The 25,315-nt window shown below is 64.8% G+C and carries 20 protein-coding genes; 13 read left to right on the top strand and 7 right to left on the bottom strand.

The features are described from left to right. Nucleotides 1-200: 200 nt before the first annotated feature. The 5 genes from glmM to ACWEO2_RS18855 all read right to left on the bottom strand — a co-directional run bounded on the left by glmM (nt 201) and on the right by ACWEO2_RS18855 (nt 7,325). Complete coding sequence (glmM, locus tag ACWEO2_RS18835) at nt 201-1,577, bottom strand: phosphoglucosamine mutase (protein ID WP_452406610.1); 1,377 nt, start codon at nt 1,575-1,577, stop codon at nt 201-203. A 208-nt stretch (nt 1,578-1,785) separates the two neighbouring features. Next, nucleotides 1,786-2,301: a 30S ribosomal protein S9 gene (gene rpsI / locus ACWEO2_RS18840; RefSeq protein WP_452406483.1), complete on the bottom strand. Its 516-nt coding sequence runs from the start codon at nt 2,299-2,301 to the stop codon at nt 1,786-1,788. Continuing rightward, nucleotides 2,298-2,741, bottom strand: a complete 444-nt coding sequence (gene rplM / locus ACWEO2_RS18845) for a 50S ribosomal protein L13 (protein ID WP_354951732.1) — start codon at nt 2,739-2,741, stop codon at nt 2,298-2,300. Before rplM ends, rpsI begins: the two co-directional genes overlap by 4 nt. A 146-nt stretch (nt 2,742-2,887) precedes the next feature. Next, nucleotides 2,888-4,648: a hypothetical protein gene (locus ACWEO2_RS18850; RefSeq protein WP_452406484.1), complete on the bottom strand. Its 1,761-nt coding sequence runs from the start codon at nt 4,646-4,648 to the stop codon at nt 2,888-2,890. Between the two features lie 70 nt (nt 4,649-4,718). Then, a complete protein-coding gene (locus tag ACWEO2_RS18855; RefSeq protein ID WP_452406485.1) occupies nt 4,719-7,325 on the bottom strand; it encodes an FHA domain-containing protein in 2,607 nt (868 codons plus the stop codon). Nucleotides 7,326-7,486: 161 nt separating this feature from the next. On the opposite strand from ACWEO2_RS18855, the gene ACWEO2_RS18860 reads away from it, so the two are divergent. Continuing rightward, nucleotides 7,487-8,878 (top strand): metallopeptidase, encoded by a 1,392-nt coding sequence (locus ACWEO2_RS18860; protein ID WP_452406486.1) that lies wholly within the window; start codon nt 7,487-7,489, stop codon nt 8,876-8,878. Here the strand turns inward: ACWEO2_RS18860 and ACWEO2_RS18865 are convergent. Continuing rightward, nucleotides 8,875-10,155, bottom strand: a complete 1,281-nt coding sequence (locus tag ACWEO2_RS18865; protein ID WP_452406487.1) for an FHA domain-containing protein — start codon at nt 10,153-10,155, stop codon at nt 8,875-8,877. The genes ACWEO2_RS18860 and ACWEO2_RS18865 overlap by 4 nt on opposite strands. A gap of 142 nt (nt 10,156-10,297) precedes the next feature. Between ACWEO2_RS18865 and ACWEO2_RS18870 the strand changes: the two genes are divergently transcribed. The 12 genes from ACWEO2_RS18870 (at nt 10,298) to ACWEO2_RS18925 (ending at nt 23,860) form a co-directional block, all read left to right on the top strand. Then, nucleotides 10,298-11,503 (top strand): DUF7373 family lipoprotein, encoded by a 1,206-nt coding sequence (locus ACWEO2_RS18870; RefSeq protein ID WP_452406488.1) that lies wholly within the window; start codon nt 10,298-10,300, stop codon nt 11,501-11,503. Nucleotides 11,504-11,585: 82 nt separating this feature from the next. Further along, nucleotides 11,586-12,785 (top strand): DUF7373 family lipoprotein, encoded by a 1,200-nt coding sequence (locus tag ACWEO2_RS18875; RefSeq protein ID WP_452406489.1) that lies wholly within the window; start codon nt 11,586-11,588, stop codon nt 12,783-12,785. Further along, nucleotides 12,782-14,023: a DUF7373 family lipoprotein gene (locus ACWEO2_RS18880; RefSeq protein ID WP_452406490.1), complete on the top strand. Its 1,242-nt coding sequence runs from the start codon at nt 12,782-12,784 to the stop codon at nt 14,021-14,023. The genes ACWEO2_RS18875 and ACWEO2_RS18880 overlap by 4 nt, the downstream gene beginning before the upstream one ends. A gap of 12 nt (nt 14,024-14,035) precedes the next feature. Then, complete coding sequence (locus tag ACWEO2_RS18885; protein WP_452406491.1) at nt 14,036-14,923, top strand: serine/threonine-protein kinase; 888 nt, start codon at nt 14,036-14,038, stop codon at nt 14,921-14,923. A 41-nt stretch (nt 14,924-14,964) separates the two neighbouring features. After that, nucleotides 14,965-16,203 carry a DUF7373 family lipoprotein gene (locus ACWEO2_RS18890; RefSeq protein ID WP_452406492.1) on the top strand — a complete coding sequence of 413 codons (1,239 nt, stop codon included), beginning with the start codon at nt 14,965-14,967 and terminating at the stop codon, nt 16,201-16,203. An 8-nt stretch (nt 16,204-16,211) separates the two neighbouring features. Then, nucleotides 16,212-17,414 carry a DUF7373 family lipoprotein gene (locus ACWEO2_RS18895; RefSeq protein ID WP_452406493.1) on the top strand — a complete coding sequence of 401 codons (1,203 nt, stop codon included), beginning with the start codon at nt 16,212-16,214 and terminating at the stop codon, nt 17,412-17,414. A 107-nt stretch (nt 17,415-17,521) separates the two neighbouring features. After that, on the top strand, nt 17,522-18,715 hold the full coding sequence (locus ACWEO2_RS18900) for a DUF7373 family lipoprotein (RefSeq protein WP_452406494.1): 1,194 nt from the start codon (nt 17,522-17,524) through the stop codon (nt 18,713-18,715). A gap of 2 nt (nt 18,716-18,717) precedes the next feature. Further along, on the top strand, nt 18,718-19,905 hold the full coding sequence (locus ACWEO2_RS18905; RefSeq protein WP_452406495.1) for a DUF7373 family lipoprotein: 1,188 nt from the start codon (nt 18,718-18,720) through the stop codon (nt 19,903-19,905). Nucleotides 19,906-19,912: 7 nt separating this feature from the next. After that, nucleotides 19,913-21,124 carry a DUF7373 family lipoprotein gene (locus ACWEO2_RS18910; protein WP_452406496.1) on the top strand — a complete coding sequence of 404 codons (1,212 nt, stop codon included), beginning with the start codon at nt 19,913-19,915 and terminating at the stop codon, nt 21,122-21,124. Nucleotides 21,125-21,222: 98 nt separating this feature from the next. After that, nucleotides 21,223-22,824: a serine/threonine-protein kinase gene (locus ACWEO2_RS18915; RefSeq protein ID WP_452406497.1), complete on the top strand. Its 1,602-nt coding sequence runs from the start codon at nt 21,223-21,225 to the stop codon at nt 22,822-22,824. A 373-nt stretch (nt 22,825-23,197) separates the two neighbouring features. Next, complete coding sequence (locus ACWEO2_RS18920) at nt 23,198-23,533, top strand: WXG100 family type VII secretion target (RefSeq protein ID WP_354951762.1); 336 nt, start codon at nt 23,198-23,200, stop codon at nt 23,531-23,533. A gap of 33 nt (nt 23,534-23,566) precedes the next feature. Beyond that, on the top strand, nt 23,567-23,860 hold the full coding sequence (locus tag ACWEO2_RS18925) for a WXG100 family type VII secretion target (RefSeq protein ID WP_354951764.1): 294 nt from the start codon (nt 23,567-23,569) through the stop codon (nt 23,858-23,860). A 112-nt stretch (nt 23,861-23,972) separates the two neighbouring features. Here the strand turns inward: ACWEO2_RS18925 and ACWEO2_RS18930 are convergent, their stop codons facing one another. Further along, nucleotides 23,973-25,286, bottom strand: coding sequence for a type VII secretion-associated protein (locus ACWEO2_RS18930; RefSeq protein WP_452406498.1), 1,314 nt, complete (start codon nt 25,284-25,286; stop codon nt 23,973-23,975). Nucleotides 25,287-25,315 lie beyond the last annotated feature (29 nt).

Below are 25,315 nucleotides of genomic sequence, written 5' to 3' on the forward strand. Positions count from 1 at the left end.
TATCGGCGAACGGCGCCTCGTCCTCGGTGCGCCGACCAGCGCAAACAGAAAGTCTGTGGATAACCCGTTTCCTGTGGACAACTCGCCGCTTCGGGATCGCCCGACAACGGCGAGGACCGGTCCACACATCGTGACAGCTTCACATCCGGACATTGAAGCTCGCACAACGGGTGCGGTGCTGGGGCGGCCGCCGGAACGGCCTACACCGCGGCGACGCGCTTGGCCAGGTCGTCGGCCAGTTGTTGGGCCTGAACCGGGTCGGTGGCCTCGACCATTACTCGGACCAGTTGTTCGGTTCCGCTGGGACGCAGCAGGATTCGGCCCGAGTCGCCGAGAGCTCGTTCGGCTTCCTGCACCGCCTCCTGGATTTCGGGGGCGGCGGCGACCGCGGCCTTGTCGGTGACCGGAACGTTCACCAGGACCTGGGGGACGGTCTGGAGTACCGATGCCAAATCGGCCAGTGTGCGGCGGGTTTGTGCCATGCGGGCCATGAGTTTGAGTCCGGTGAGGATGCCGTCGCCGGTGGTGCCGTAGTCGGGGAACACCACGTGGCCGGATTGTTCGCCGCCGAGGTTGTAACCGCCGCGGCGCAGTTCCTCGAGGACGTACCGGTCGCCAACGGCGGTGGTGCGCAAGGTGATTCCGGCTTCGCGCATCGCGATGTGCAGGCCGAGGTTGCTCATTACGGTGGCGACCAAGGTGTTCTGGGCGAGCGAGCCGGTTTCTTTCATGGCCAGCGCGAGGATGGCCAGGATCGCGTCGCCGTCGACGATCGCGCCATTGGCGTCCACGGCCAGGGTGCGGTCGGCATCGCCGTCGTGTGCGATGCCCAGGTCCGCGCCGTGCTCACGCACCGCGCGCTGGATCTGGTCGAGATGGGTCGAGCCACAACCGTCGTTGATGTTCAGGCCGTCCGGTTCGGCATTGATCGCGAACACCGTGGCTCCGGCCTCGCGGTACGCGGCGGGACCGACCTCGGCGGCCGCGCCGTGTGCGCAGTCGACCACGACGGTGAGCCCGGACAGATCCTGCCCGGTCGCCTCGACCAGATGCTCGACGTAGCGCTCGTGCGTTCCTGCCACGCTGTACTGGTCGGGTATGACCAGTCCGTGGTCCCGGGCACCGGATGCGTTCACCACCCGACCGATGGCGGCGCCGACCGGACGCAGCGGCGCGCCCTCGGCGATCAGCGCCTCGATCCGGTCCTCGATCGCGTCATCGAGTTTGCGCCCGCCCGCCGCGAAGATCTTGATCCCGTTGTCCGGCATGGGATTGTGTGAGGCCGAAATCATGACGCCGAGGCAGGCGTCGTACAGACCGGTCAGATATGCGACGGCGGGTGTCGGAAGTACCCCTACCGAAAGCACATTCACACCCGCGGCGGTCAGACCGGCGGTCACCGCGGCCTCGAGCATTTCGCCGCTGGCGCGCGGATCGCGACCGACCACGGCGAGCGCGCGCTTCTTGCCGCGGCTCAGAATCTGCGCCGCCGCTCCGGAAACCTGCAGCGCCAGTTCCGGACTCAGTGATCCGTTGGCAAGCCCGCGGACTCCGTCGGTGCCGAACAAACGTCCCATACCCTCGCCCATCATCGGTGGATCCGCGGCGTGCCCGAAGGCAGCGATCTGTACGACCGGGAAGTACCCCGCGAATGCCTCGAGTTCATACAGCACGAGAGCAGGCGCCCAGCGATACTGGGAGCCTGCTCTCGGGCAGGTGCCCCGCCGACCGTACCGTCTCCAACACCTCCAGGGTGACCGAAGACGGCGGCCGACGCAGCCAAAATCAGCGCTTCGAGTACTGAGGCGCCTTGCGGGCCTTCTTGAGGCCGTACTTCTTACGCTCGGTGGCGCGCGGGTCACGGGTGAGGAATCCGGCCCGCTTCAGGGCGGGACGGTCATCCGGGGTGACCTCGATGAGCGCACGGGCGATGGCCAGACGCAGCGCACCGGCCTGGCCCGAGGGGCCACCGCCGACGAGACGCGCGTGGATGTCGAAGGACTCGGTCCGCTCGACGGTCACCAGCGGGGACTTGACCAGCTGCTGGTGTACCTTGTTCGGGAAGTAGTCCTCGATGGTGCGGCCGTTCAGCACGAAGTTGCCGGTACCCGGCAGCAGGCGCACGCGGACGACGGCCTCCTTGCGACGACCAACGGTCTGCACCGGGCGGTCGATCACGATCGGGGCGAAGGTGGTGGGCTCGGCCTCGTAGCCGTACTCCTCCTCGACGACCTCGACGTTGGCGTCATCGACGACCGAGTCGTCGGCGTAGTCCTCGTTGTATTCCTCGGGAGCGGTCACTGGGCCACCTGCTTGATCTCGAACGGAATGGGCTGCTGGGCGGCGTGCGGATGCGTCGGGCCCGCGTAGACCTTCAGCTTGCCCGCGATGGCGTTGCCGAGCTTGTTCTTCGGGATCATGCCCTTGACGGCCTTCTCCACCAGACGATCGGGGCGCGACTCCAACACCTGACCGACAGTGCGCGACTTGAGGCCGCCCGGGTGTCCGCTGTGGTGGTGGATCAGCTTGTCCGACTTCTTGTTGCCGGAGATGGCAACCTTGTCGGCGTTGATGATGATGACGAAGTCGCCGCCATCGAAGTTCGGCGCGTAGGTCGGCTTGGTCTTGCCGCGCAGCAGATTCGCTGCCTGGACGGCGAGACGGCCGAGCACTACGTCAGTGGCGTCGATGACGTACCACTTCCGGGTCACGTCACCCGCCTTGGGGCTGTACGTAGGCACAGTGGTTCCCTGTCTGTAGTCGGTGTTGCCAGCCACGGCGCGCGGTCGAGCGAGGTCCCGGCGGCTGGTGGAGACCCGGGGCTCGACGTACCTTCCACACGCCAACGGGCAACGATACCAGCCATGCCCGAGCGGTATGAAACCGGTCAGATCTCGATCGGCGGACCGTGATCGATGGCGCCGGGCGGCCCGGGCACCACATAGCGGGGTACGTCGATGCTCGGTTGCGCGCATTCGGCTCCGGTCGCGTCGTAGCCGGAGTCTTCCAGTACCAAGACCAAGCCCTGGTCGAATCCGCGCGCTGCGGCGATGCCCGCACGCTGCTCATTGGTGACATACGGGGTCAATGGACAGGAGACCGGCGCGATCGAGGCGGCCAATTCGACCCGGTCACCGCCGGACGGCATGCCCATGGCGGCCAAGGCGGCGGCACCGGCCACCGCTTGGGCGCCGAACAACTTGCCCCACCGCTTGCCCTTGCGCGGCTTGTCCTCGTCATCCGATTCGGGTGGCCGCTCGCCCCACTGGCCCTCGGCACCAGGATGTTGCTGCGGTTGATAGGGACCGTGCGGTCCGAGCGGAGGCGCCGGCGGTTGTGGCGGCGGGCTCTGGGGTGCGGCTCCTTGCGGACGCCCCATCGCGGCGTCGGGGTACTGCCCGGGCGGCCGGGTGAATCGACTTCCCAACTCGGCGAGGTTCGGCGGTAGGGATTCCCGGCCGACCCGCGTGGTCGGCTCCTCACCCGTGGGTTCGGCGGGCGGCACGGTCGGATACCCGGGCCCGTACTGAACCACCGGCGCATGCGGTTGCGCTGGCTCTGGATACCCGGACCACGGTTCCGGACGAACCGGCAGCTGCTCCGGCCGCGACGGCAGATCCGGCCGCCCCTGCAACACCTCCGCCTGCCGCTGCGCCGATAGCGCCTGCGCGGCCTCGACCTGCCGCTGCGCCGAAAGTGCCTGCTGCTGGGCCGATTCGACCTGTTGCACCGACTCCGCCTGCCGCTCCCGCGACACCGGCGACGGCGTCGGCTCGGCATGCCGCCCCGCCGACTCGGGCTCGCCGTTCTCGTTATCGGTCACCAGCAGATGCGAGGCACCGAGCACCAGCGCATGCATCGGATGATCGGCCACATGCAACCGGTGCCCCAGGTGGTTCTGGAAGGCCAGCCGCAACGCGTCGTTGAAGCAAACATTGCCCGACAGCAGCACCGTCGAGGTGTCTGCGCCGATCGAGCGCGCCGCGGCCATCACCTCGATCACCACATTGTCGGCCGAACGCGCATCGCGCATGGCCTCGGCGGTCACCGGCACATCGACCGATTCGGTCGGCTGCTCATCGTCGCCGTGCACCGCGACCACCAGCATGGTCCGCCCATCGGAGTACACCCCGGTCGCGCCGATGCCGTGCGGATTGCGCTCATCCGGCGAGCGCACCAGACCGAGCGCGCGTACATATCCGGATAGCGCGACACTCTCCGGCAACGGCTCCACCGTCACGTCGAGCCGCTCGACCAGATCGACGTACACATCGACCTTCGCATCGGGCCAGCCGTCCGGGAACGGCAGGGCCACCAGGTCCGGTTTACCGCGCAGATATTTGCCGATGGCCGCGAGCGGGTTGTACATACGGGCTCGGAACACCAGTTCGGCGGGCCACGTCGCACCGGCGACCACGATCTGCGGATGGCCGAGGATGTCACGCACGTCGGCGATCGCCATCCCCAGATCCGGCCGCTGCCGCTCCACACCAGCGGTATGCAGCCGACCCGACGAATCCGCCAGCAAATATGCGGGCGGCGTATACGTTCCTTCTACCTGCACCGGGCGGATCGGTGTCCCACCGCCGCCTGCGGCAACGGACACCACATCCCACCCGAGATGTACTGCCCCAACTCGCACCGTCACAGGCATAAGTGTGCCTGCTGCGCGACCGACATGCTCACCGCATCCGGGTAGACCCCGGATGACCGGCTGCTCACGCGGTCGACTTTCGCAACCGCAGGCGACGCCAGGTGATGATCGCGAGCACCGCGGTGATCGCGACGAGCAGGGCGATATCGAGGTACCAGATATTCGCCTCGTGCTTCCACAACTCATCGGTTTGCGCGTTGGCGAACAGTGTCCGAATATCCACCGTCGACGCCCCGGCCGCGTAGCCCCAGCGCGACGGGAACAGCCACGAGACCTGCTCGAGTACGACCCGGTTGGTCACCGGGATCAGGCCGCCGGCCATCACCAACTGGACCATGATCATCACCACGAGCATCGGCATCACCTGCTCGTTCGACTTCGCCAGACTGGACAGCAGCAGACCGAAGACCACGCAGCAGACCGCGGTCAGTGCGATATCGAGATACAGCTCGGCCGGTCCGTTCGGGATCACCGAACCCTCCAGCGGCGGCTTCTTGCCGACCAGCGTGATCCCGACCAGCACCGCGGACTGCAGGAATGCGGTAATGCTGAATATGGCGATCTTGGCGAGCAGATAGGCCGATGGCAGCAGCCCGACCGCGCGCTCGCGATAGAAGATGGTGCGCTCACCGACCAGATCGCGCACGGTGAGCGTGGACCCCATGAAGCAGGCGCCGAGAATCAACACCACCAGCAATTGCTGGGTCTCACTGCCGCCGGAGGGGACGAAAAGTGTCTCGTTGCCGCTCTGCACCTGCTCCAGCGGACCCGACTGGAAACCGTTACTGCCCGGCACCACCAGCGACAGCGCGCCGAGAATGAACGGCAGAATCACCAGGAACGCGAGATAGCCCCGATCCGCGAAGATCAATCGCACCTGCCGCCGGGCCAGCGTGGAGAACTGCTTGGCGCGCCCGGATTGCGGTGGACTGCCCGCCGAACCCTGCCGCGGCGGCGCGGGCGGTGGCGGTGGTGGCGCGAACGCCAATCTGGAGCGGTACGCGGCGAACGCCTGATCCGGGTTCGCGGCCACCCGCCCGAAGATCTCCGCCCAGTCACTGGTGCCCATGGCCGCGCCGACGCTGGCCGGATGTCCGCAGAAGGCGGTCTTGCCGCCGGGGGCGAGCAGCAGCACCTGATCGCACATGTCGAGGCAGGCCACCGAGTGGGTCACCACGATGACCGTGCGCCCGGCATCGGCCAGCTCGCGCAGCATCACCATCACCTGACGATCCAGCGCCGGGTCCAGGCCCGAGGTCGGCTCGTCCAGGATCAGCAGCGACGGACCGGTGAGCAGCTCCAGCGCCACCGACGCGCGCTTGCGCTGACCGCCGGAGAGCCGGTCGACCCTGGTGTCGGCGTGTTCGGTGAGCGAAAGTTCTTTCAGCACACCGTCGATCACCTGTTGGCGGTCCGCCTTCGAGTTGTCCGGCGGCAGTCGCAGTTCGGCGGCGTAGCCGAGGGCCTGGCGCACGGTCAGCTGGCGGTGCAGCACATCGTCCTGCGGCACCATGCCGATGCGGGAGCGCAGCGCCTCGTATTCGGCGTGCAGGTTGCGGCCCTCGAAGGTGACCACACCCCCGGAGGGATGGGTGGTGCCAGCGATCAATTTCGACAGCGTCGACTTGCCCGCACCCGACGGACCGATGAGCGCGGTGAGTGTGCCACGCCCCGCCTGCATATTGACATCGATGAGCAGCTGCTTATTGCCCTCGACGGTGAAGCCGACGCCGTGCACGTGCAGGCCCTGTTCGGCGACCGGCTTCTGCCGAAGCACCAAAGTGCCCTGCTGGACGACGAAGTCGATATTGCCGATGGTGATGGTGTCGCGCTCGCGCAGCACCGTGCGCTGCTCGCGATGACCATTGACGAAGGTGCCGTTGGCTGAACCGAGGTCCTCGATGGTCAGCCCCTCGGAGCCCGCGACCAGGCGGGCGTGCTTGCGCGAGGCCAGCGGATCGTTGACGACGATCTGATTATCGGAGGTACGACCGATATTGAGCCCGCCGGGCGGCAGCCGGTCGGCCCGGGCGGTCGGCGCGGTCGACGGGCGCGAGCGGACCGGCGGCAGCATCGAGCTATCGGCCTTGAAGGTCATATTGACATTCGGCTGCTGCGACTGGGCGGGCAGTGCCTGCTGAGGTTGCGGCTGCGAAGGCGGCTGCGGGTGCTGCTGTTGGGGCTGCGGCTGCGAAGACGGGTACGGAGATTGCTGCTGTGCGGGTTGCTGTTCCGGACGCTGCTGCGCCGGTGGTGTCCGTCGCGGATGCTGATAACCCGGCGGCACCGACGACCGCTGCGGTGCCGCGGGCGGCTGTGCGGACGGCTGGGCCATCGGAGCGCGCGGCCGCGACGACTGCGCCACGGGCAGCAGATGCAAAAGCGGACCACTGATCGCATCACCGAGGCGCACCTGCGTGGGCCGGGTGATCGGGACCGGTTGACTCAACCGGCGCGCATCCACGAAAACGCCATTGGTGCTGCCATTGTCGGTAAGTACCCAGCTGCTCCCCTGCCAGGCGAGCGTCGCATGCACTCGCGAGACCAGCGGGCTGTCCACGAAGAGCGTCACTTCCGGTGCGCGACCCATCGTGACCTGTTGATTCGAATCGAAGACCCGTTCGGTTCCATCATGGCGCACGGTGATGGTCTGCGCCCCCGGTAAAGACATGCAGCGGATACTATTCCATCACCCGGACTTCGGCGGTGCCCCCGATGCGCCTCTTACCCCGATCCGGCGACCGTTATGAACGCGCTACCGGCCGACTAGGGGGAGCCTTGCCGAAACTCCGAGCGACCGCAGTCCTGACCGCAGCGCTTTGCGTAATCGCAATGTTGGCGGGCTGTACTCGTGCGGTGAGCGGTCGTGCGGTCTCGGTCTACGACGATCCGTTCAAGGTCGCCGGACTGCCCACCACGAGCGGTCCGAACGGACCGCGCCCCAACGTCCCCGATACCTCGCTCACCGCGATCAACGGCGACAGCGGTGAGGTGGATGCGCTGGCACTCAACGCGATCGAGGATATTCAGACCTATTGGCGCGCCGAATACAGCAAGGACTTCGACGGTGAGTTCAAGCCGGTCGACAAGCTGATCTCCTGGAGCTCGAAGGCACCGCGCAGTCAGGCGCTGGAATTCTGTAAGGAATCCACCTATCACCTGGTGAACGCCGCCTACTGCCGATTGGACAACTCCATCGGCTGGGACCGCTCGGTGCTGTTGCCGACGATCGAGGACACCTTCGGCAAGATGGCGGTCATCATGGTGCTCGCCCATGAATATGGGCACGCCATCCAGATGCTGGCCAAAATCGTGCAGACCAAGGATCCGGTGATCGTCAAGGAACAGCAGGCGGACTGTTTCTCGGGTGCGTTCATTCGCCATGTGGCCGAAGGCAAATCGAAGCACTTCACCATCAACACCTCCGATGGCCTGAACTCGGTGCTGGCCGCGACGGTCGCGATTCGCGATTCCAATCCCGATGACCCCGAGAGCGTGCACGGTTCGGCGTTCGAGCGGGTCACGGCCGTGCAGATCGGCTTCACCGACGGTCCGAAGGCCTGCAAGGCCATTGATATGAACGAGATCGCCCGCCGCCGTGGCAATTTGCCGCAGAGCTTCAAGGACGATCCGGGCCGCGGTGAGAATCCGATCGACAAGGACAGTCTGATCGAACTCAGCAAGGCCCTCGCCACGATCCTGCCGCTGAAGCCGGAGCCGACCTATGAGTACTCCGGCGCCAAGATCGACTGCAAGAACGGTGTCACGACACCGCCGGTCTCCTACTGTCCCGCCAAGAACACCATCGCGACCGATGTGCCCGCGCTCGCCCAGCGCGGCACCTCGAATGCCGACGATAAGGATCCGTTGCCGATCAAGGTCACCGGCGACTACAACGGCTATATAGTCTTCATCTCGCGCTATACCCTCGCGGTGCAGCAGAGCAACGGCCAGGATCTCGTGGGCGCCAAGGCCGGACTGCGCGCGGCCTGTCTGTCGGGTGTGGTCACCGGCAAGCTCGCGCAACCGGGGCGGACCCAGACGCAGGGCGATATCGTCTTGGCCGCAGGCGATCTCGACGAGGCGGTCTCCGGACTGCTGGCCGATGGGCTGGCGGCCAGCGATGTCGAGGGTAGGACCGTACCGAGCGGGTTTTCCCGAGTGGACGCGTTCCGCGCCGGGGTGCTCAATGGCGAGCACACCTGCACGTCGCGGTATTCCTAGCCGAACGGCGGCGGGGCGGCGGGTTCGTAGCGCAGCACTCGGTTGCCGATCATGACTTCGGTGCCCGGCACCAGCACCATCGGCTGATGCGGTGTCAGGCGGATCCAGTCGCGGTAGCCGGGCAGTCGGGTGCGAGTGCCATTGGTCGATCCCCGATCCACCAGGGACACATCCCAATTCACCAGCAGCACCTCGGCGTGCGCGCGGGACATGCCGCCCGAGGAGTCCTCGACCTTCAATGGCACCATGCCGCGGCGCGCCTGTTCGGAATGCTCCGGATCGCGACCGAGCACCGCGTCCGCGGCCAGCATGTAGGTCATGCCGTCGTCGAGGACCAGCATGCCGAGCGGCGGACGCACCACCTCGATCAGCTGCTGCGTCTGATCCACCGGCATCCCGCAGACCGTGCAGAAGGCCGAGCGCGGATCGCTGGGATGGGCTCGCGCGCACTTGAATCCCATCACCTTGACCGTGAGCGCGGTGGACTTGGCGGTGGCCTCCAGTCGGCGCTGCAGATCCGGATCCGGACGCGGGGCCGGATTGGTGCCGCCCATTTGGGTCGGCGCGTGATGCGGGTCGACCGGTTGCTGGTCCTGGACCGAATCGAGCATCGCGGTCGAGGCCCTGGTTTCGGTCAGCTGTAGTTCAGGGTGCGGCCTTTGGGTCGGGCCGGAATCGATGCGCGCGGTCGGTGGTGGATGGGCGGCCTCGGATGGCACCGATGCGGACCTGCCGCGCACCGCGTCGGACCAGACGATCGCGCCGCCCGCCTGTGCGATTCCCTCCACCAGCCAGCCGATCCCGCGCTCGGCGGGCAGTTCGGGAATGCGGCCCTTGGGGTCGTCGACGAATAACGCGACTGCCTGCGCGGGCACCATCGCGACCCGATCCACCGTGAAGGCGGCGTCGCTGCCGCGGTAGCGCTCGACTGTCCCGTCACCGGCCAGCACCGCCGTGATCGCGCCGTGCAGGAAGACCGCCACGCCGCCGGTCTCGGCCGCGGACAGGATGCCGAAATCGATTGGCGCACCGGGACTGATCTGTTCGGCATATTTCATGAGCCAGCGGGTTGCCGCGCGCGCGACCAATGCGCCGGGGCCGTCGGGATGCTGTTCGGCCGCCTCGCGGACGAGTTCGGCCAGTGACTCCAGTGCGATGACGGCGGTTGCGTCCGATGTCGGTCGGGCATGCCCACGATGTGCGACGAGCACCACCGCACCCGCGACCCGGGCGACGGCGTGATTTCCGGCGACAACCTCAACCTGCCGATCCTTCAACGGTATCGGCCTCCTATGTATAGGCATCGCAGGGTTCTCGCCACACACCCAAGGGTATTGCAACCGACCCCTCATAGGCCCCCCTCCCCGGCGTCCGTCCGGTAACTTCAGATGCACAACGGGAGGAACAAAGGGGTCTGCCATGGTCAGGACTTCGCGAATCGCGTTTGCCGTAGCTTGTACCGCGCTGGCCGGGGTGCTGGCCGGATGCAGTGGCGTCCAGGGCACGCCGCTGGCGGCGGAACAGGACGTACGCAAACTGGAGGTAGGCGCGTATCCGGTCGACCGGCACAGGTACGACCAGGACGCGGGCTCGCACGGGGCGCTGCTGGAGGGCATGCGGATGTCGGAGGCCGTTGTCGCGTCCACGAAGATCGACCCGTCGCTCACCTATGGCCGTGAAGGCAAGGTGCTGAGCAGCATCGACGATGCCGTCGAACACGTCGCCTCGGCATCGAAGCCGGTACTGGTGAACCGCAACTACCTCACCGGATATGCCACCAGCGGATCGGATAAGCCCGATCCACCCGGGCAGACCCGGCCCTCGGCCGACACCACCGCGATCACCACTGTGGTCTTCCGGTTCCCGGACGAGTCCACCGCGAAAATCGCCGCCCGCGAACTCGAAGACGCCGATATCAATATCTCCCCCGACAACCGCAAACTGCCGTCGAACAAATACCCGGATGCCTATATTCATTGGCGCCCTGGTATTCCCAATATCGGAACCTTCATGGCGCACAAGGAATTCGTCATCTCGCTGTTCGTCGGACGCCCCCGCGCGGACGGCCCGGACCTGCTGAGCTGGGTGGAGAAGACGCTCGACGCCCAGGTTCGCACGCTGGACACATTCCAGGCCACACCCAAGGACCAGTTCAACAACCTGAAGGTCGATCCGGAGGGCATGCTCGCCCGCGCCGTGGTCGCCGACCGGCGCGGCCACACCCCGAATGCCGATAACTTCGCGGTCTACGGACCCAGCTACTTCGTCCAATCGGCCGAAGACGAGACCAAGACCCAGCAGCTGGTGGACGAGGTCGGGGTCGAGAAATTCGCCATCGTCGACAACGGCTCGGTCACCCGCGTCCGCGACTATTCGGCCGGGCAGAAGTTCATCGATGGCCTGATGGCCGAGGTGCGCGACACCTTCGACCCCATCGACGCCCCCAAGGATGTACCGGGCGCGAAATGCTTGCAGCTCAATAGCAAAGGCGATCCCGAGCGGCAGTACAAGTACCGCTGCTACGTCGGGTACAAGCGGTATGTCGGTGTGGTCACCAGCGATAAGGAACCGGATGTGCGGCAGAAGGTGACCGCGCAGTACGCGCTGTTCGCCAACAGCCTCTGAGTCCTCGGACCCAGCGGTACGCATCGGCGGGCCCCCCGTTGTAGCATTCGGTCAGACTGTGACCCGGGGGGGGAAAACCGCTTTGAGACCGAATTCTGTTCGTGCTGCCTGCGCACTGATCGCAGTCGGATTGGCGCTCGGTGGATGTGGATCCGAGAGTGCGGCGACCACGACCGCGGAGCCCGCGGCAGACCTGAACACACTCGAGGTCGGCAACTACCCGACCGAACCGCGTGACTACGGCGCGGCCAAGAACCTCGACCAGGCTCGGATCGTCGAGGCCGAACGGCTGGCGAATTTCGTGCCGACACCGCGGGAGATCGACCCACGGTTCGCGTACGCGCCGCACTTCAGCTCGAAGATCTTCTTCGACCCGAAGACCTCGGATCTGCACTGGGCCATCAAGCTCGACGAATTCGAGACGGTGGCACCGGATTTCATCACCGGCTTCGTCAGCTTCGGTTCGTCTGCGGAGGACAATCGCGGCACCGATCTGATGAATGTGGTCATGGAGTTCCCGGACGAGCAGAAGGCCATAGACGCGGCGATCGCGTTGGAACGCTCCGACTTCGAGGCGGCCGCCGCCGCGAACCAGCCGGTCACTATTCCGAGATATCCTGCCGCCAAGGCACATTGGCGCCCGACCCAGCAGTCCATCGGATCGTTCTTTGCCACCGGCAAGATGGTCGTCTACACCTGGGTCTACGACTACCGCAAGATCTTCCTCGACGAACAGGACCTGCCCGCGCTCGTCGCCCTTGTGACACAGAGCCTGGACAAGGCGGTTCCGGCGCTCGGCGAATTCGCCCCGACCCCGCCCGCCCAGCTCATGAGCGCGCAGCTCGACCTGGACGGCATGCTGGGGCGCACCCTGCCCCGACTCGATGCGGATTTCAATCTGAATCCGCCCGGTGCCTACCGCGCTCGCGGCGCCGAACACTTCAGTTCCGCACCGGCGCAGGACGTTCCGAAATTCCAGGCCGTCGGCGTGGACCGGTTCGCCGTCGACAGCGCCGAGGTATATCGCACGGCCGATGCCGCTGGGGCCCGACAATTGCGCGATGAGCTCGTCGGCCCCAGCCGCAAGTTCCGGTCCGCGCCCGCGCCGAAGAATCTGCCGCAGGCCCGATGCCAGGAATACCTCGGGCGGGACAAGTCGGTGATCCGCTTCTACTGCGCGGTGGCCTTCGACCGCTACACCGGATACACCTGGTCCGACCAGCTCAATGATGTGCAGCAACGGATTTCGGCCCAATACGCATTGCTGGTGAACGCCAAATGAGCACGACTCGCAAGCTGCGCGGCTACCTCGCGGTCACGGCCGCACTCGCGCTCGCCATATTGCTCGGAGCGTGCGGGACGACCGTATCGCCGACCGCACTGCCCGCCGAAATCGACGTTCGCAAGCTCAATGTCGGCAAATATCCGACCGAGCCGCGCAACGCACACGATGACGCCTACGTCCCGAACTTCTACGAGATGGGCAAGGTCGCCGCCATGCGGCTGTCCGACCATGTCGTCTCCGCATATGAGATCGACAAGACCATGAAGTACGGCATGCACTCGGGCACCATTCCCGGACGACCCGACGAACTCGGCGACTGGTCCGCGGTCGAGCAGATCATCAAGCGCAACAAGATGCTGTTCGGTTTCGAATCCCAGGGATCCGATAACGCGTCGACCTCGCTGGCCTTCCCGGGCTGGCCGGTTCCGTCCCCGGCGAAATCCAGGTACGCGGCGACCATGGTCATGCAGTTCCCCGATGCGGATCGGGCCACAACCGCCGCGACCGAGTTCCACGAGGCCGACTTCGCGACCTCCAAGGACAGCAATCAGCGCGTGTCGTTACCGAAACATCCTGCGGCACAATCACATTGGTGGCCGGACGCGCCGGTGCTGCGGACCGTCCTTGCGCACGGGTCCTATGTGGTCGCCTTCCTTGTCAGCACACCCGAAACCGATCTGAACGCGCTCACCACACTCGCCGACCGGGCCTACGACCTGCAACTCGCCCAGCTCGACCAGCTACCCGCGCTGACCGCGGCCCAGACGATCGACCTGCCATGGGATCCGGATCGGCTACTCGACCGGGTGCTCGATCCCGACAGCAAGCAGCTGAAACCGGGATACGACGATGACGACGGATTCGTCAGCGGCAGTCACGGCATGCTGCATTTCGCCAAGGACCGCGAACTCGCCGATACCCGTTTCGGTGCGCGGAACATCGGCCGGTTCGCCGCGCTCGGACGCACCCCGGTGATCCAGTTGGCCGATGACGCCGCCGCCCGCGCCGTCGTGCGGGATCGGGTCACTATGACCGCGGTCGCCCGCGACGCCGCCGCACCGCCCGGCCTGCCCGATTCGGCGTGTGTGGAAAACCAGGAATCCGGTACCAAGAGCAAACGATTCACCTGCATCGTCGCTTATCACCGATACGTGGGTTTCGTCAGCGCGAATCAACTCGGCGACGCCCAGCAGCAGGCCGCCGCACAGTACGCGTTGTTCGCGAACAACCGTTAGAGGAGATCAGCCATGGCACTGAGCCCCGGCACCATTATCGGCGGCTATCGCATCGAAAAGCAGATCGGCGCAGGCGGTATGGGGACGGTCTACCTGGCTCGGCACCCCAGCCTGCCGCGCAAGGATGCCATCAAAGTGCTCGGCGCCCAGCACACGGCCGACCACGAGTTCCGGACCCGGTTCGAACGCGAGGCCAATGTCGCCGCGGGACTCGACCATCCGAATATCGTCGCGGTCTACAACCGCGGTGAGGAATACGGTCAGCTGTGGATCGCCATGCAGTACGTGCCCGGCATCGATGCGGCCGCCGAAATCGCCCGCGACCCGCACGGCATGCATCCGCTGCGCGCACTGCGGATCATCACCGACGTCGGCAAGGGCCTGGACTACGCGCACCGCAAAGGGCTGCTGCACCGCGATATCAAACCGGCGAACTTCCTGCTGACCACCGATGACACCGATGAGGAGCGGGTTCTGCTTGCCGACTTCGGCGTCGCCAAATCCGCCGACGACGCAAGCGAACTCACCCAGGCCGGCACCTTCGTCGCCACCATCGCCTACGCCTCCCCCGAACAGCTATCCGGCCACCACCTCGGTCCGCGCTCGGATATCTACAGTCTGGCGTGCTCGTTCTATAAGCTGCTCACCGGCCGGAATCCGTTCCCGTCCGATCAGCCGACCGTGGCGATGATGGGCCATCTGCAACAGCCGCCGCCGCGCGCGACCGATACGCGACCGGGCCTGCCGCCCGCCATCGACGATGTGCTCGCGATCGCCATGGCCAAGAATCCGGCAGACCGGTTCGGCACCCCCGAACCGTGCGCGCCATCCGCGACTGGACAACGGATTCAGAAGCAGTTCTGCTGGAAAAACTGGTACCGGTGCTCGAGGCCCAGGTGAAGTAGGATCCGCCCGGAGGAACGAGAACGGACGGGTGGGATGTGAGATTCGCCGCGATATCGAAACTTCGAACAGCGGCGATCGCCGCGACGGTGGCGATGCTCGTCGTCGGCGTTGTCGCGAGCTGCGCCACCGAGGTTCCCGGTCACGCCGGACCCGGCATGACCGCGGTGGATCCGAAGAGCCTCAATGTCGGGCCCTATCCGTCCGCGCCGCGGGACTACACCACCGACGGTTTCGGGAAGGACGATGTCTTCCGCATCGAATCCCGGCGTATGCTGGGCTATTTGGTGCTGCCATATGACGTCGACAGCGATATCGGCCACCTCGTCGATACCCGTCTGGTGGAGGCGACGTCCACGATCTTCGACGACGGGTTCGTCGGTGTACTGCCCGGTCAGTACCTGCCGGTCGTCGAGCGCAATAACCTCATCGCCGGGGTGTACACGCAGCGGTCCAACGACAGTCTGCGCAGCATCAAGAATCTGGCCATCGCGCTACTTCGCTTCCCGTCCGACGCGGCGGCACGCACCGCGGCCGCCGAATTCGACCGGGCGACCGATGAATTCAAACCGGGGCGGCACCCGGTAGCGATCGACGGCTATCCGGATATCCGGGCCTCCTCGGACAACGATAAGAAGGGCTACATCTTCCTCGCACGTGGTCCGTTCGTGCTGCTCAGCATGATCACCATGCCGGAATCGGATCCGAAAGCCCTTGGGACGCAATTCAAGAAAATGCTGGACCTGCAAATTCCCGAGCTGGACAGACTCGTACCGACACCGGTGGACGATATCCTCGACCTGCCGCTGAACCCCGACGGAATCATGCGGCGCACACTGCCGCCGACCAAGGAGACACGGGAGTACTCGCGGGACCACTACGTCGGCATCTATGACGGCATCGGGCAATTGCACTTCGAGCGCAACGGCCCCGATCTGAAGCGGACGCTGCAGGAAGCCGGTACCGATCTCGTCGCACAGAACCAGTCGACCCTTTACCGAACCCGTGACCTCGCGGCAGCATTTCGGCTCCAGAACGCGTTGGCGCACTTGGGCACCGATGACGAAGCGATAAGCAGCCCGCCGGGTCTGCCCGATGCGCGCTGCCTGAAGCTGGACGAGTTGGAGCCGATCTTCATCAGCAAATATCTGTGCATCCTCGTGTACGACCGCTACGTCGCGGTGCTCGGTTCCCGGGGACAGGGTCTCGGGAACTTCGACCCGGCGCTGTACCAGGCGACCGCCGCACAGTATTCGATCCTGGCCAAGACCCAGTGAGCGCACCGATGCACCATCGATACCGAAACGGCCTGCTCTGCCTCGCAATTGCGGCCGTTCTCGCGATGACCGCGGCCTGCGGCGGGTCCGACGACCCCGCCCCCGCGGTCGATGTGTCGAAGCTGGCGCCCGGAAACTATCCGACGACGCCGCGCGATATCGACAAGCAGCGAACGGCGGAAACCGGTGCGGTACAGGAGTCCATCCGGCTGGCCGAATTCGTGCCGCTGATGATGGATCTGGACAGTCGCCTGGTCTACAACCAGCGCCCGTTCTACCTGCATCCGTTCACCCCGCAGAATCCGCCGCAAGATGGCTGGCTGGGCGGATCCGTCGATGATTTCGCCGCGGCGGCCCCCGGTCTCGTCGCGGGCTGGACCACTTCGGGGCATCGCAGGAAGGACAATTCGCTCGGGCTGAACATCGACCTCACCCTGCTGCGGTTCTCTGACAATGCGCAGGCGAAGACCGCCATGGACGTGTTCTCCGACGCGAAGAACGACACCTACCCCCGAAAAGGGCCGCTCTCGATTCCGGGCTATCCGAACGCCAAATCCGCACTGAGCCAATATGATGCCGTCCACACCTGGATCGCGAGCGACGACTACCTGCTCTACACCTACGTCGGCAATGGCCTCGCGACCCCGCCGGATCCGGCCCCGCTGATCGACTTCACCAAGAAGCTGCTCGACAAACAATTCGAACTGCTGAAGGGGTACACCCCGACACCGTCGGACAAGGTCGCACAGGAACCCGCCGATATCGATGGCTTGGTCGCCCGAACGCTGCCGAACCAGCCCACCGACGGGTACGCCGACATCACCGGCGCCTACACCCCCCACGCCGCCCTGCATCTCGAGGAACGCCCCGATATCAGCAAGCGCGCATTCGACGACGCCAAGGTCGACCTGATCGCCCACAGCGACTCCTCGATCTACCGCACCGCCGACCCCGCCGCCGCAAGCAGACTCACCGCAAGCTTCCTCGACCAACTCACCGGCCTCTTCGAACCCACCGACAGCCCACCCGGCCTCCCCACCGCAAAATGCTCGAAAAAGCTCGACAACGACGCGACCAAATCCCGCAACCTCGTCGAATTCATCTGCTACCTAACGTATGACCGCTACGTCGCCGCCATCACCGCCAACCAGCGCCAAGACCTCGACCAAAAGCTCGCGGCACAATATGAACTGCTGGCGTTCGGCAAGTAATCGCCAATGCCCTGGCCCCGCCCCGAATCCAGCCCCCGGTGCCGGCGGCTTGCGTCGAGTAGGATCCCGCGGGAAGTATGCGAACGGGGAGAGGGAACGGGGGAGGTATGAGGTTCAGAGGCGGATTCGTCGCGCTGCTGGCCGTGGTGAGTGCGGGGTGCGCTGGGAGTGTGACGGGGCATCCGGGGCCGGGGCTGACGCCGGTGGACCTGGCGACGTTGAAGATGGGGGCGTACACCCCCGAGCCCACGGCATACGACCCGGGCATCAGCACCATTCCCGCGATGCGCCTGATCGAAGCGCGTCGGATGCTCAACTACCTGGTCCATCCATACGAAATCGATAGCGAAATCTACGACACCGGGAATCAACGGCTCATGTCCGACGCCGATTCCATGGTCGGCGAGAATTATCTGCCCGAGAAATATCGTCCCGTCGCGACCGACAACAATCTCCTTGCCGGAGTATATGTTTCGGGCACCAACAACAATCTCCGCAGTCGCAAGAAGCTGATCATCGCGGTGCTGCGCTTTCCGACTGACATAGCGGGCCGAGCCGCGGCCGACCAGTTCGATCAACTCACCATCAGCGATAGGGGCCGCCATCCGGTGACCATCCCTGGGCATCCGGATGCCAAAGCCTCTTCCACCGACGACAAGACCATCACCTCGTTCATAACGCACGGCCCGTACGTCATCCTGGTGAATACCGCCCTGCCCCAACCGAACCAGGCCGCTGTCGCGGAAAATATCGAAAAGGTCATCGACCTGCAGATCGCCCGATTGGATCAGCAGCAGCCGATACCGATGGACGACCTGCTCGACCTGCCGACCGATCCGGACAGCATCATGCGACGAGCCCTGCCCGAGGCTCCGGACCACACCGACCCGTTCATCGGCAAGGACGACTTCGGCTATTTCCAACCGGCCGGAGAACTGCACTACGAACGCAATCCGATCGAAATGCAGAAGGCGTTCGACGAGAGCGGCGTCGATCTGGTCGGCCGCCGGGGCGCGGTCATCTACCGTGCGCGCGATCTGCGCGGGGCCTTCCACCTGCAATCCGTGCTGGCCAAGACCGGTAAGAACGACGAGGTCTTGGCGTCGCCACCGGGCCTGTCCGACATCCGGTGCGTCAAGCTGGATAAACGGGACGGCACTCGAAGTTTCGACCAGTACTGCGTTGTGGTCTACGGGCGGTACGCGGCAGTCGTCGTCGGGAGCACGTTCACCGGGGCGGTGGATCCGGTGCTGTACCAGCGTGCCGCCGCTCAGTACGCGATTCTGGCGAAGAGTGAGTGAGCTTGCGACACAGTCTGTACGCCATTTTCGCTGTGGCCATCGCGGCGACCACCGCCTGCGGCGACAGCCAGGGCACGACCACGCCGACCATCGACATTGCCAAACTGGATTCCGGCAATTATCCGACAACACCGCGCGATATGGAAACAACGCGCAATGCCGACTCAGGGGGCTATCTGGAGTCGGTACGGCTCGGAAACTCCGTACCGCTACCTTTCGATATAGACGGGAAATTCGCTTTCCAACGCCTGGCGAACATCGATGGGCGCACCACCCTGACATCCCCGGCGACCATCTCGTCGATCGATAACAAGGAATTCCCCGATCTCGCCCAAGGACTCGTCGCCGGATGGGAGACGACGGGTGAGCGCCGGAGCCCGTTCTGGCTCGGCCGCTCGGTGATCATGGACACGCTCCGGTTCACCGACAAGGGCAAGGCGGAAACCGCGGCTCATCGCCTTGCGGACCGCCAGGCCGAGGTACTGCCCGGCGAAACCGTAACGATCCCCGGGCATCCGACTGCTCGTGCGAAATGGTCGCCCAGCAAACGAACTCTCGACTCATTTCTCGTGCACGACGCGGTGCTGGTGTACGTCTATATCGACGATCCGGTCAGCGAACCGGTCGACACCACACCACTGATCGCTTTCACCCAGGCGGCCTTCACCGAACAGATCGAAATGCTGAAGGACTACTCGCCGACACCGATCGATCGACTCCCCTCCCTCCCAATGGATGTCGACGGACTACTCGGCCGGACCCTACCGCTCGAAGAGCGGCAGAGGAGCGTATCCGGAATCGATCGCACCGTGCTGATGCCCGGACATGTCGCGCTGCATTCGGAGAACTTCCCAGCACTGGCCAAGGCCGCTTACGACGATGCGGGCGTCGATCTGGTTGCATACGCCGGTGAGAAGGTCTATCGCACACGGGATTCGAGCAGCACCGTCCGTCTGATTGCTGCCATGATCGATCAGAGGGCCGAAGGATATCGTCCGGTCGACGCACCCCCGAATATGCCCGACGTCAAGTGTTTCGATGTCAAGGATAAGAAGAGCTCTTCGCTTACGTATCCGCCCGTGTGCTATCTCGCATACGACAGATACGTTGCGCGGGTCCAGGGAACCAATGTGCAGGAGGCTTACCAAAAGGCCGCCGCGCAATACAAGTTACTTGCTTACGGGCGTTAGGGGAGGCATGAAGCTCGCGACGAAGCCGACGGCCGTTCGATGGGTGGCGGCGCTGTGCGCGGCCGCGGCGCTGACGACCGCGTTGTCGGGGTGCGGCGCCCAGGTGACCGGCCAGCCGGTCCGCGTACAACCCGACGTATCGAAGCTCGATGTCGGCAACTACCAGACCAAGCCGCGCCAAGTGGGTAATGCCAAGAGCGATAAGCAAGCTCGGACGCGCGAGGCACAACGGCTGGCCGATTACGTTGCGCTGCCTTACGAAGCCGATCCTTCCTACGTCGAAGATGCGTGGAGTACCGCGCCGCATACCGTGCTCAACCGCAAGACCCTCGGTCGTCTCGTCATCAACGACACCTTCGATGAAGTCGCCAAAGACCTCGTGGCGGGCTGGGTGAATGCATGGCAGACCGGCGGCGCGCCGGAAGACAAACGGCGGACTCTGAATATCGCGGTGCTGATGTTCCCGGACGCGCAGACCGCATCCACCGTCGGACCGACCCTGGAGCACGACGACTTCACCTATAACCACGACAACCAGCCGGTGTCGATCGCCAAGCCGGATACCTACGCGCATTGGCGGCCGGATATCTCCTCCGTCGGCTCGTGGACCGTGCACGACCGGTATGTCATCTACATCAAAGTCGTGGACGATACCTCCGCACCAAACCTGCCCGCGTTGACATCGCAGGTCGAGAAGATGCTCGATGTGCAGCTTCCATTGCTCGACAAATTTCAGCCGACTCCGGCGGGCGAGCTCTCGCATATTCCGCTCGACCCACAGGGTTTGCTCGGTCGCACCATCCCCAGCAATCCGGAGCGGCCGATTCGTGCGGAACCCGATGGTTTCTTCAGTGGTCGCGGCACGGTGTCGTTGATGAATGCCAGCCCGGAGACGCTGCCGGAGTTGGAGCAGCACGGCGTCGATCTGGTGTCCTTCGGGGATGCCGTCGTCTTCCGGACCAAGACGCTCCAGGATGCGCTGGGGCTGTGGATGAAATGGCAGCCGACGAAGTCCGACCAGAAATCGTCGGCCGCGCCCGCTGGGCTCGGTGACCATGTCCAATGCTTCGCGGATGGAGTGACCGATCAGAATCCGAAGGGAGCGATAAATCGGTGCCTGTTCCAGGTCGATCGGTACGTCGTGCAGGCCTTCGGCCAGCAGCTGCAGGATCTGCACCAGAAGATCTCCGCACAGTATGCCCTGCTCCAGAGTCGCTGAGAACGGTGCGGATGCGACTCGAATACCCACCGACGACTTGCTAGATTTCTGGCGGAGGCTCGCGTATCCGGGCATTCGACATCATTGAGGAGGACCGAATGGCGTTGCGGCCCGGCGCAATCATCGGGGGCTACCGGGTACTTCAGGTTCTCGGCAGCGGCGGCATGGGCACGGTGTATCTGGCCCAGAACCCGATCCTGCCCCGCCGCGACGCACTGAAAGTACTCAGCGCCGATCTGTCCACCGATGACGAGTTCCGCGCCCGGTTCGAGCGCGAAGCGAATCTGGCTGCCGGACTGGACCACCCGAATATCGTCGCCGTCTACAACCGCGGCGAGGAGAACGGCCAGCTCTGGATCGCCATGCAGTACATCGACGGCGTCGATGCCGCGGACGAGGCCAAGAAGGGCCCCTCGGTAATGACGCCGCAGCGCGCACTGCGCATCGTGTCCGAGGTCGGCAAGGGACTCGACTACGCGCACCGGCGCGGGCTGCTGCACCGTGACGTGAAGCCAGCCAATTTCTTGCTCTCCGCCGCCGAGGAAGGAGACGAGGAGCGGGTACTGCTCACCGACTTCGGTGTGGCCAAGTCCGCGGAGGACGGTCAAGATCTCACGGCGACAGGCAATTTCATGGCCACCGTCGCCTATGCCCCGCCCGAGCAGCTGGTCGGAACCAGCCTGGATCACCGCGCCGATATCTACAGCCTCGGCTGCGCGTTCTTCAAACTGCTGACCGGTCAGAATCCGTATCCGTCGACCATGCCCGCCGTGGTCATGATGGGGCATCTGCACGAGCCGCCGCCGAAGCTGAGCGCGGTCCGGCCCGGTCTGCCGCCGGCACTGGACGCCGTGATCGAAAAGGTCATGGCCAAGGACCCGGAGCAGCGCTACGGGACCTGCCGCGAGTTCACCCAAGCGGCAGAGGCAGCGCTCTATGGCACGCAGTTCCGCGCGCCGGAGGCCGGGTACGCGACCGATGCCCGCATGTCCGTCGCGGGCTATTCGAATCCATCGATGCCAATGCCGCCCGTCGGGGATCCATATCGTTCCGGCGCCGGATACAACACCCGAACCCACACTCCCACTACCGGATTCATGCCGCGGGAGAATACGGACCAGAGCCTGATCGCGACCAAGCGGAATCACACCGAACGGTCGCGCGCCCGTCGCCTCCTGGTACCCGGTGCACTCGCCGTGGTGGTGGTCGCCGCCATCGCGGCCGGAACCTTCCTATTGACCAAGGGCGGATCGGATCCCGGCGGTGGCGGCGACAAGGTGGCCGAAGCCCGCAACGCCAATCCGCAATTCGCGGGGAAGACGGTCACCGCGTTCAATTTTGGCAACTCCACCCTCTCGGTGGTGCTCAATCCCAGCGAGCAATCCAAGTTCCTGCAGAATGTCGGCTTTGTCTACAGCCCCAAATACAAGGCCGTCGGCGATGAGAAGTCACCGCGTGCGCTGTCGGCCTCTAGTTATTCGACCGACGTCGATTCCGAGGTCGTGATCGTGCTGCGGACCGACAGTCAAGCCGGAAACGGTGGCCTGCGCGGATTGCCGGGCGGCATTCTGTCCAGCAACGCGAAAATCGTTGTGGTCGATGATCCGTCGACCGTGCAGGCCTTTCAGGTGTGGACCGGGCAATCCCAGGACACGTTGGTAGACAAGATGGTTCCGACGATCGCCAAGGTCGTCAAGTAGCGCATCGGACGTGCCTCGTGGCTCCTGTCGAACTGGGATCCGTCTTATAGACGCGACACTGCGCTGTTCGGTAGGGTGTTCGCAGCCAGCCCACTCGCCAGTTCAGGTGGCCGCGAAGGGGGAAGGAGGGGATCGGTGTGCTGGTGGCGACCGAAACGACGACATTGCGGTCCGAGACATCCGGGGGGATCTCTGAGGCCCTCCGACCGTGATGTGGCCGGTCGACAACGCTACAGCGCCCGTGCGACGCGGTGGATCTACCAGATTCTTTCGAACTGGATGGAACCGAACGGGCCCAGGACGCGTCCAACCATATGAAGAGGTCAACCAGCACTTGGGACGTTGACCAGAACCAGAACCAGGAGCAGAAGCGATGACTTCACCAGGGAATTTCGCTGCGGATACCGAGGGTATCAATGCGAAGGCGAAGGAGTTCCAGGAGCAGCACAACAGCCTGATGCTCGCCATCAGGCAGTTGAAGACCGATGAAGACAACGTGACGAACGGCGCCAACTGGCAGGGTGCGGCCCGCGACGCGTTCAACGCCTTCATGGAGCGCTACTACTTCCAGGCCGACAAGATGAACGACCAGCTGATGGAGACCTCCGAGAAGCTGCTCAAGATGAGCAACTCGTTCTCCGATCAGACCGATGATTTCGCCTCCAAGGTGCAGGCGCAGGTTTCCAGCCTCGACCTGCCTGCGGTCTAAATTCCAGAACTACGCAGCATAGGAGCTTGAATAATGAGCAGCGGCAAGCCTATCTCCGCTAATTTCGACGGCGTTGCGGACGGCGCCCGGCAGATCATCAACCGTGCCGAGAACATCCGGAACGAGCTCGAGGCGTTCGAGAAGAAGGTCAAGGCCTTCTTCGACACCCAGGGCGGTGCGGCCAAGGACGCCTTCGACCAGTACCAGACGACCTGGAACCAGCACGTCGTTCAGCTGAACACGACGCTGCAGGGCGCCGCCCAGCTCGTCGACAAGGGTAATTCCGAGCTTCAGGGCACGGACACCGCCCTCGCTGGCCTCTTCTGAGATACGCCCTCAGATCATTCGTGCCCCCGGCGAACTGCCGGGGGCACGAATGTTTGTGTGGGACACCGGAACAGGTATGGACGCGGCACGATGTCCCACCGAGAGAAGAGAATTACGGCGTCGTCTGGATGGATGCCGCGAACTGCTCGCAGGTCTGGGCGAGCGACTGCCAGTCGCCGATGTACTGACATCCCGTGCTGACCTGAAGTCCGTGCTCCACCAACACATGCCAGTTCACGGTTGAGCCATCGCCGGGCTGTTCGGTGTAGGCCAGGCCGGATTTGCCGCCGAATACGACGTCGCGCTTCAGCTCGCTGACCAAGCCGCCCGGGCGCTGCTTCATCTGGGCGTCGAGATTCGCCGCGACCTGCTCGTATCCGGTGCCCGCGGCGACTGGGGTCTGGATCACGGTGATGCGCATCCGAGTTCCGTCCGAGGGGACGAGATCGACCCGAGGCTTGCTCGGGTCAGGTGCCTGCGCGAATCGCCACCCGGCCGGTATCTGGAAGCCCACGCGCCCAACGGTTTCCGATGCCGGCTTCGGTGTGGTCGTCGGTGCTGGCCGCACACCGGTCGACTGCGACGTCGGACCCGCAGGCACAGATGCGCTCGGTCCGGACGCGGTGGGTTTGTCTTCCGAGCCACCGAATGCGAACACGGCGCCGATGGCGGCCGCGGCAACCACCGCGGCCGCGGCAACGGCAACCAGCACATACATTTTGGTATTGCGACCGGAGGGCTGCATGGCCGCGGCCCGCTGCCGCAGCGGCTGCATCCATTCCGTCGTCGGCAATGGCGTGATCTCGGGTTGGTATTCCGGCTCCGGTCGCGATCCGCGCACCAGATCAGCTCCCCCGATCGTGCGCAATTCCACGCTCGGTCCGCAGAACTGCTGCGCCACCGACCTGATGAGGTCGAGTTTTGTCGGATCCGAAACACCTACCGCCTGAACCATCTCGGCGGGCTGACCGCCGAGCAGACGATCGAAGAGTGCGGACAGCTCGTCGAACCCACTGCTTTCCGGTGCAATATCGGATATCGCGAGATTCGGTTCATGTTCACATGATTCGATGTGAATGCCTTGATGGCTCCGCACAACGGCGGTGGCGGTGATCGAGAGCGGCCCGAACTCCAACACGACCGTGCGCCTGCTGCGCGCGGCACCCGCATCGGCGACCACGGCACGTATTGCCATGTCCTCGAACAGGATATCGGTGGCGAAGCGACGCAGGGCATCGTCGATGACCGCGCGTCGTCGCACGCCCCATTCGGTCGGGCATACGACGGTGACCTGTTCGCACGGAATCGGAACACCGAGGTTCTGCAGCACCGTGCCGACCACCGCGGTCATCGCTTCGCCGATGGCCGGAATACGCGGCAGCAGGGCTATCCGGTCCGCGCCGACGTACTGGACCGCGGAACTCACCTGTGTTGGCGGTGTAAGAGGCTCTCCGA

The sequence above is a fragment of the Nocardia sp. NPDC004278 genome, from assembly GCF_053602975.1.

What these genes read in the sequence shown, in the direction of transcription:
- ACWEO2_RS18860 (WP_452406486.1), top strand. Translation starts at nt 7,487, where the DNA reads ATGTTGGCGGGCTGTACTCGTGCGGTGAGCGGTCGTGCGGTCTCGGTC.
- ACWEO2_RS18925 (WP_354951764.1), top strand. Translation starts at nt 23,567, where the DNA reads ATGAGCAGCGGCAAGCCTATCTCCGCTAATTTCGACGGCGTTGCGGAC.
- ACWEO2_RS18880 (WP_452406490.1), top strand. Translation starts at nt 12,782, where the DNA reads ATGAGCACGACTCGCAAGCTGCGCGGCTACCTCGCGGTCACGGCCGCA.
- ACWEO2_RS18885 (WP_452406491.1), top strand. Translation starts at nt 14,036, where the DNA reads ATGGCACTGAGCCCCGGCACCATTATCGGCGGCTATCGCATCGAAAAG.
- ACWEO2_RS18895 (WP_452406493.1), top strand. Translation starts at nt 16,212, where the DNA reads ATGCACCATCGATACCGAAACGGCCTGCTCTGCCTCGCAATTGCGGCC.
- ACWEO2_RS18855 (WP_452406485.1), bottom strand. Translation starts at nt 7,325, where the DNA reads ATGTCTTTACCGGGGGCGCAGACCATCACCGTGCGCCATGATGGAACC.
- ACWEO2_RS18915 (WP_452406497.1), top strand. Translation starts at nt 21,223, where the DNA reads ATGGCGTTGCGGCCCGGCGCAATCATCGGGGGCTACCGGGTACTTCAG.
- ACWEO2_RS18900 (WP_452406494.1), top strand. Translation starts at nt 17,522, where the DNA reads ATGAGGTTCAGAGGCGGATTCGTCGCGCTGCTGGCCGTGGTGAGTGCG.
- ACWEO2_RS18910 (WP_452406496.1), top strand. Translation starts at nt 19,913, where the DNA reads ATGAAGCTCGCGACGAAGCCGACGGCCGTTCGATGGGTGGCGGCGCTG.
- ACWEO2_RS18870 (WP_452406488.1), top strand. Translation starts at nt 10,298, where the DNA reads ATGGTCAGGACTTCGCGAATCGCGTTTGCCGTAGCTTGTACCGCGCTG.
- glmM (WP_452406610.1), bottom strand. Translation starts at nt 1,577, where the DNA reads ATGGGACGTTTGTTCGGCACCGACGGAGTCCGCGGGCTTGCCAACGGA.
- ACWEO2_RS18920 (WP_354951762.1), top strand. Translation starts at nt 23,198, where the DNA reads ATGACTTCACCAGGGAATTTCGCTGCGGATACCGAGGGTATCAATGCG.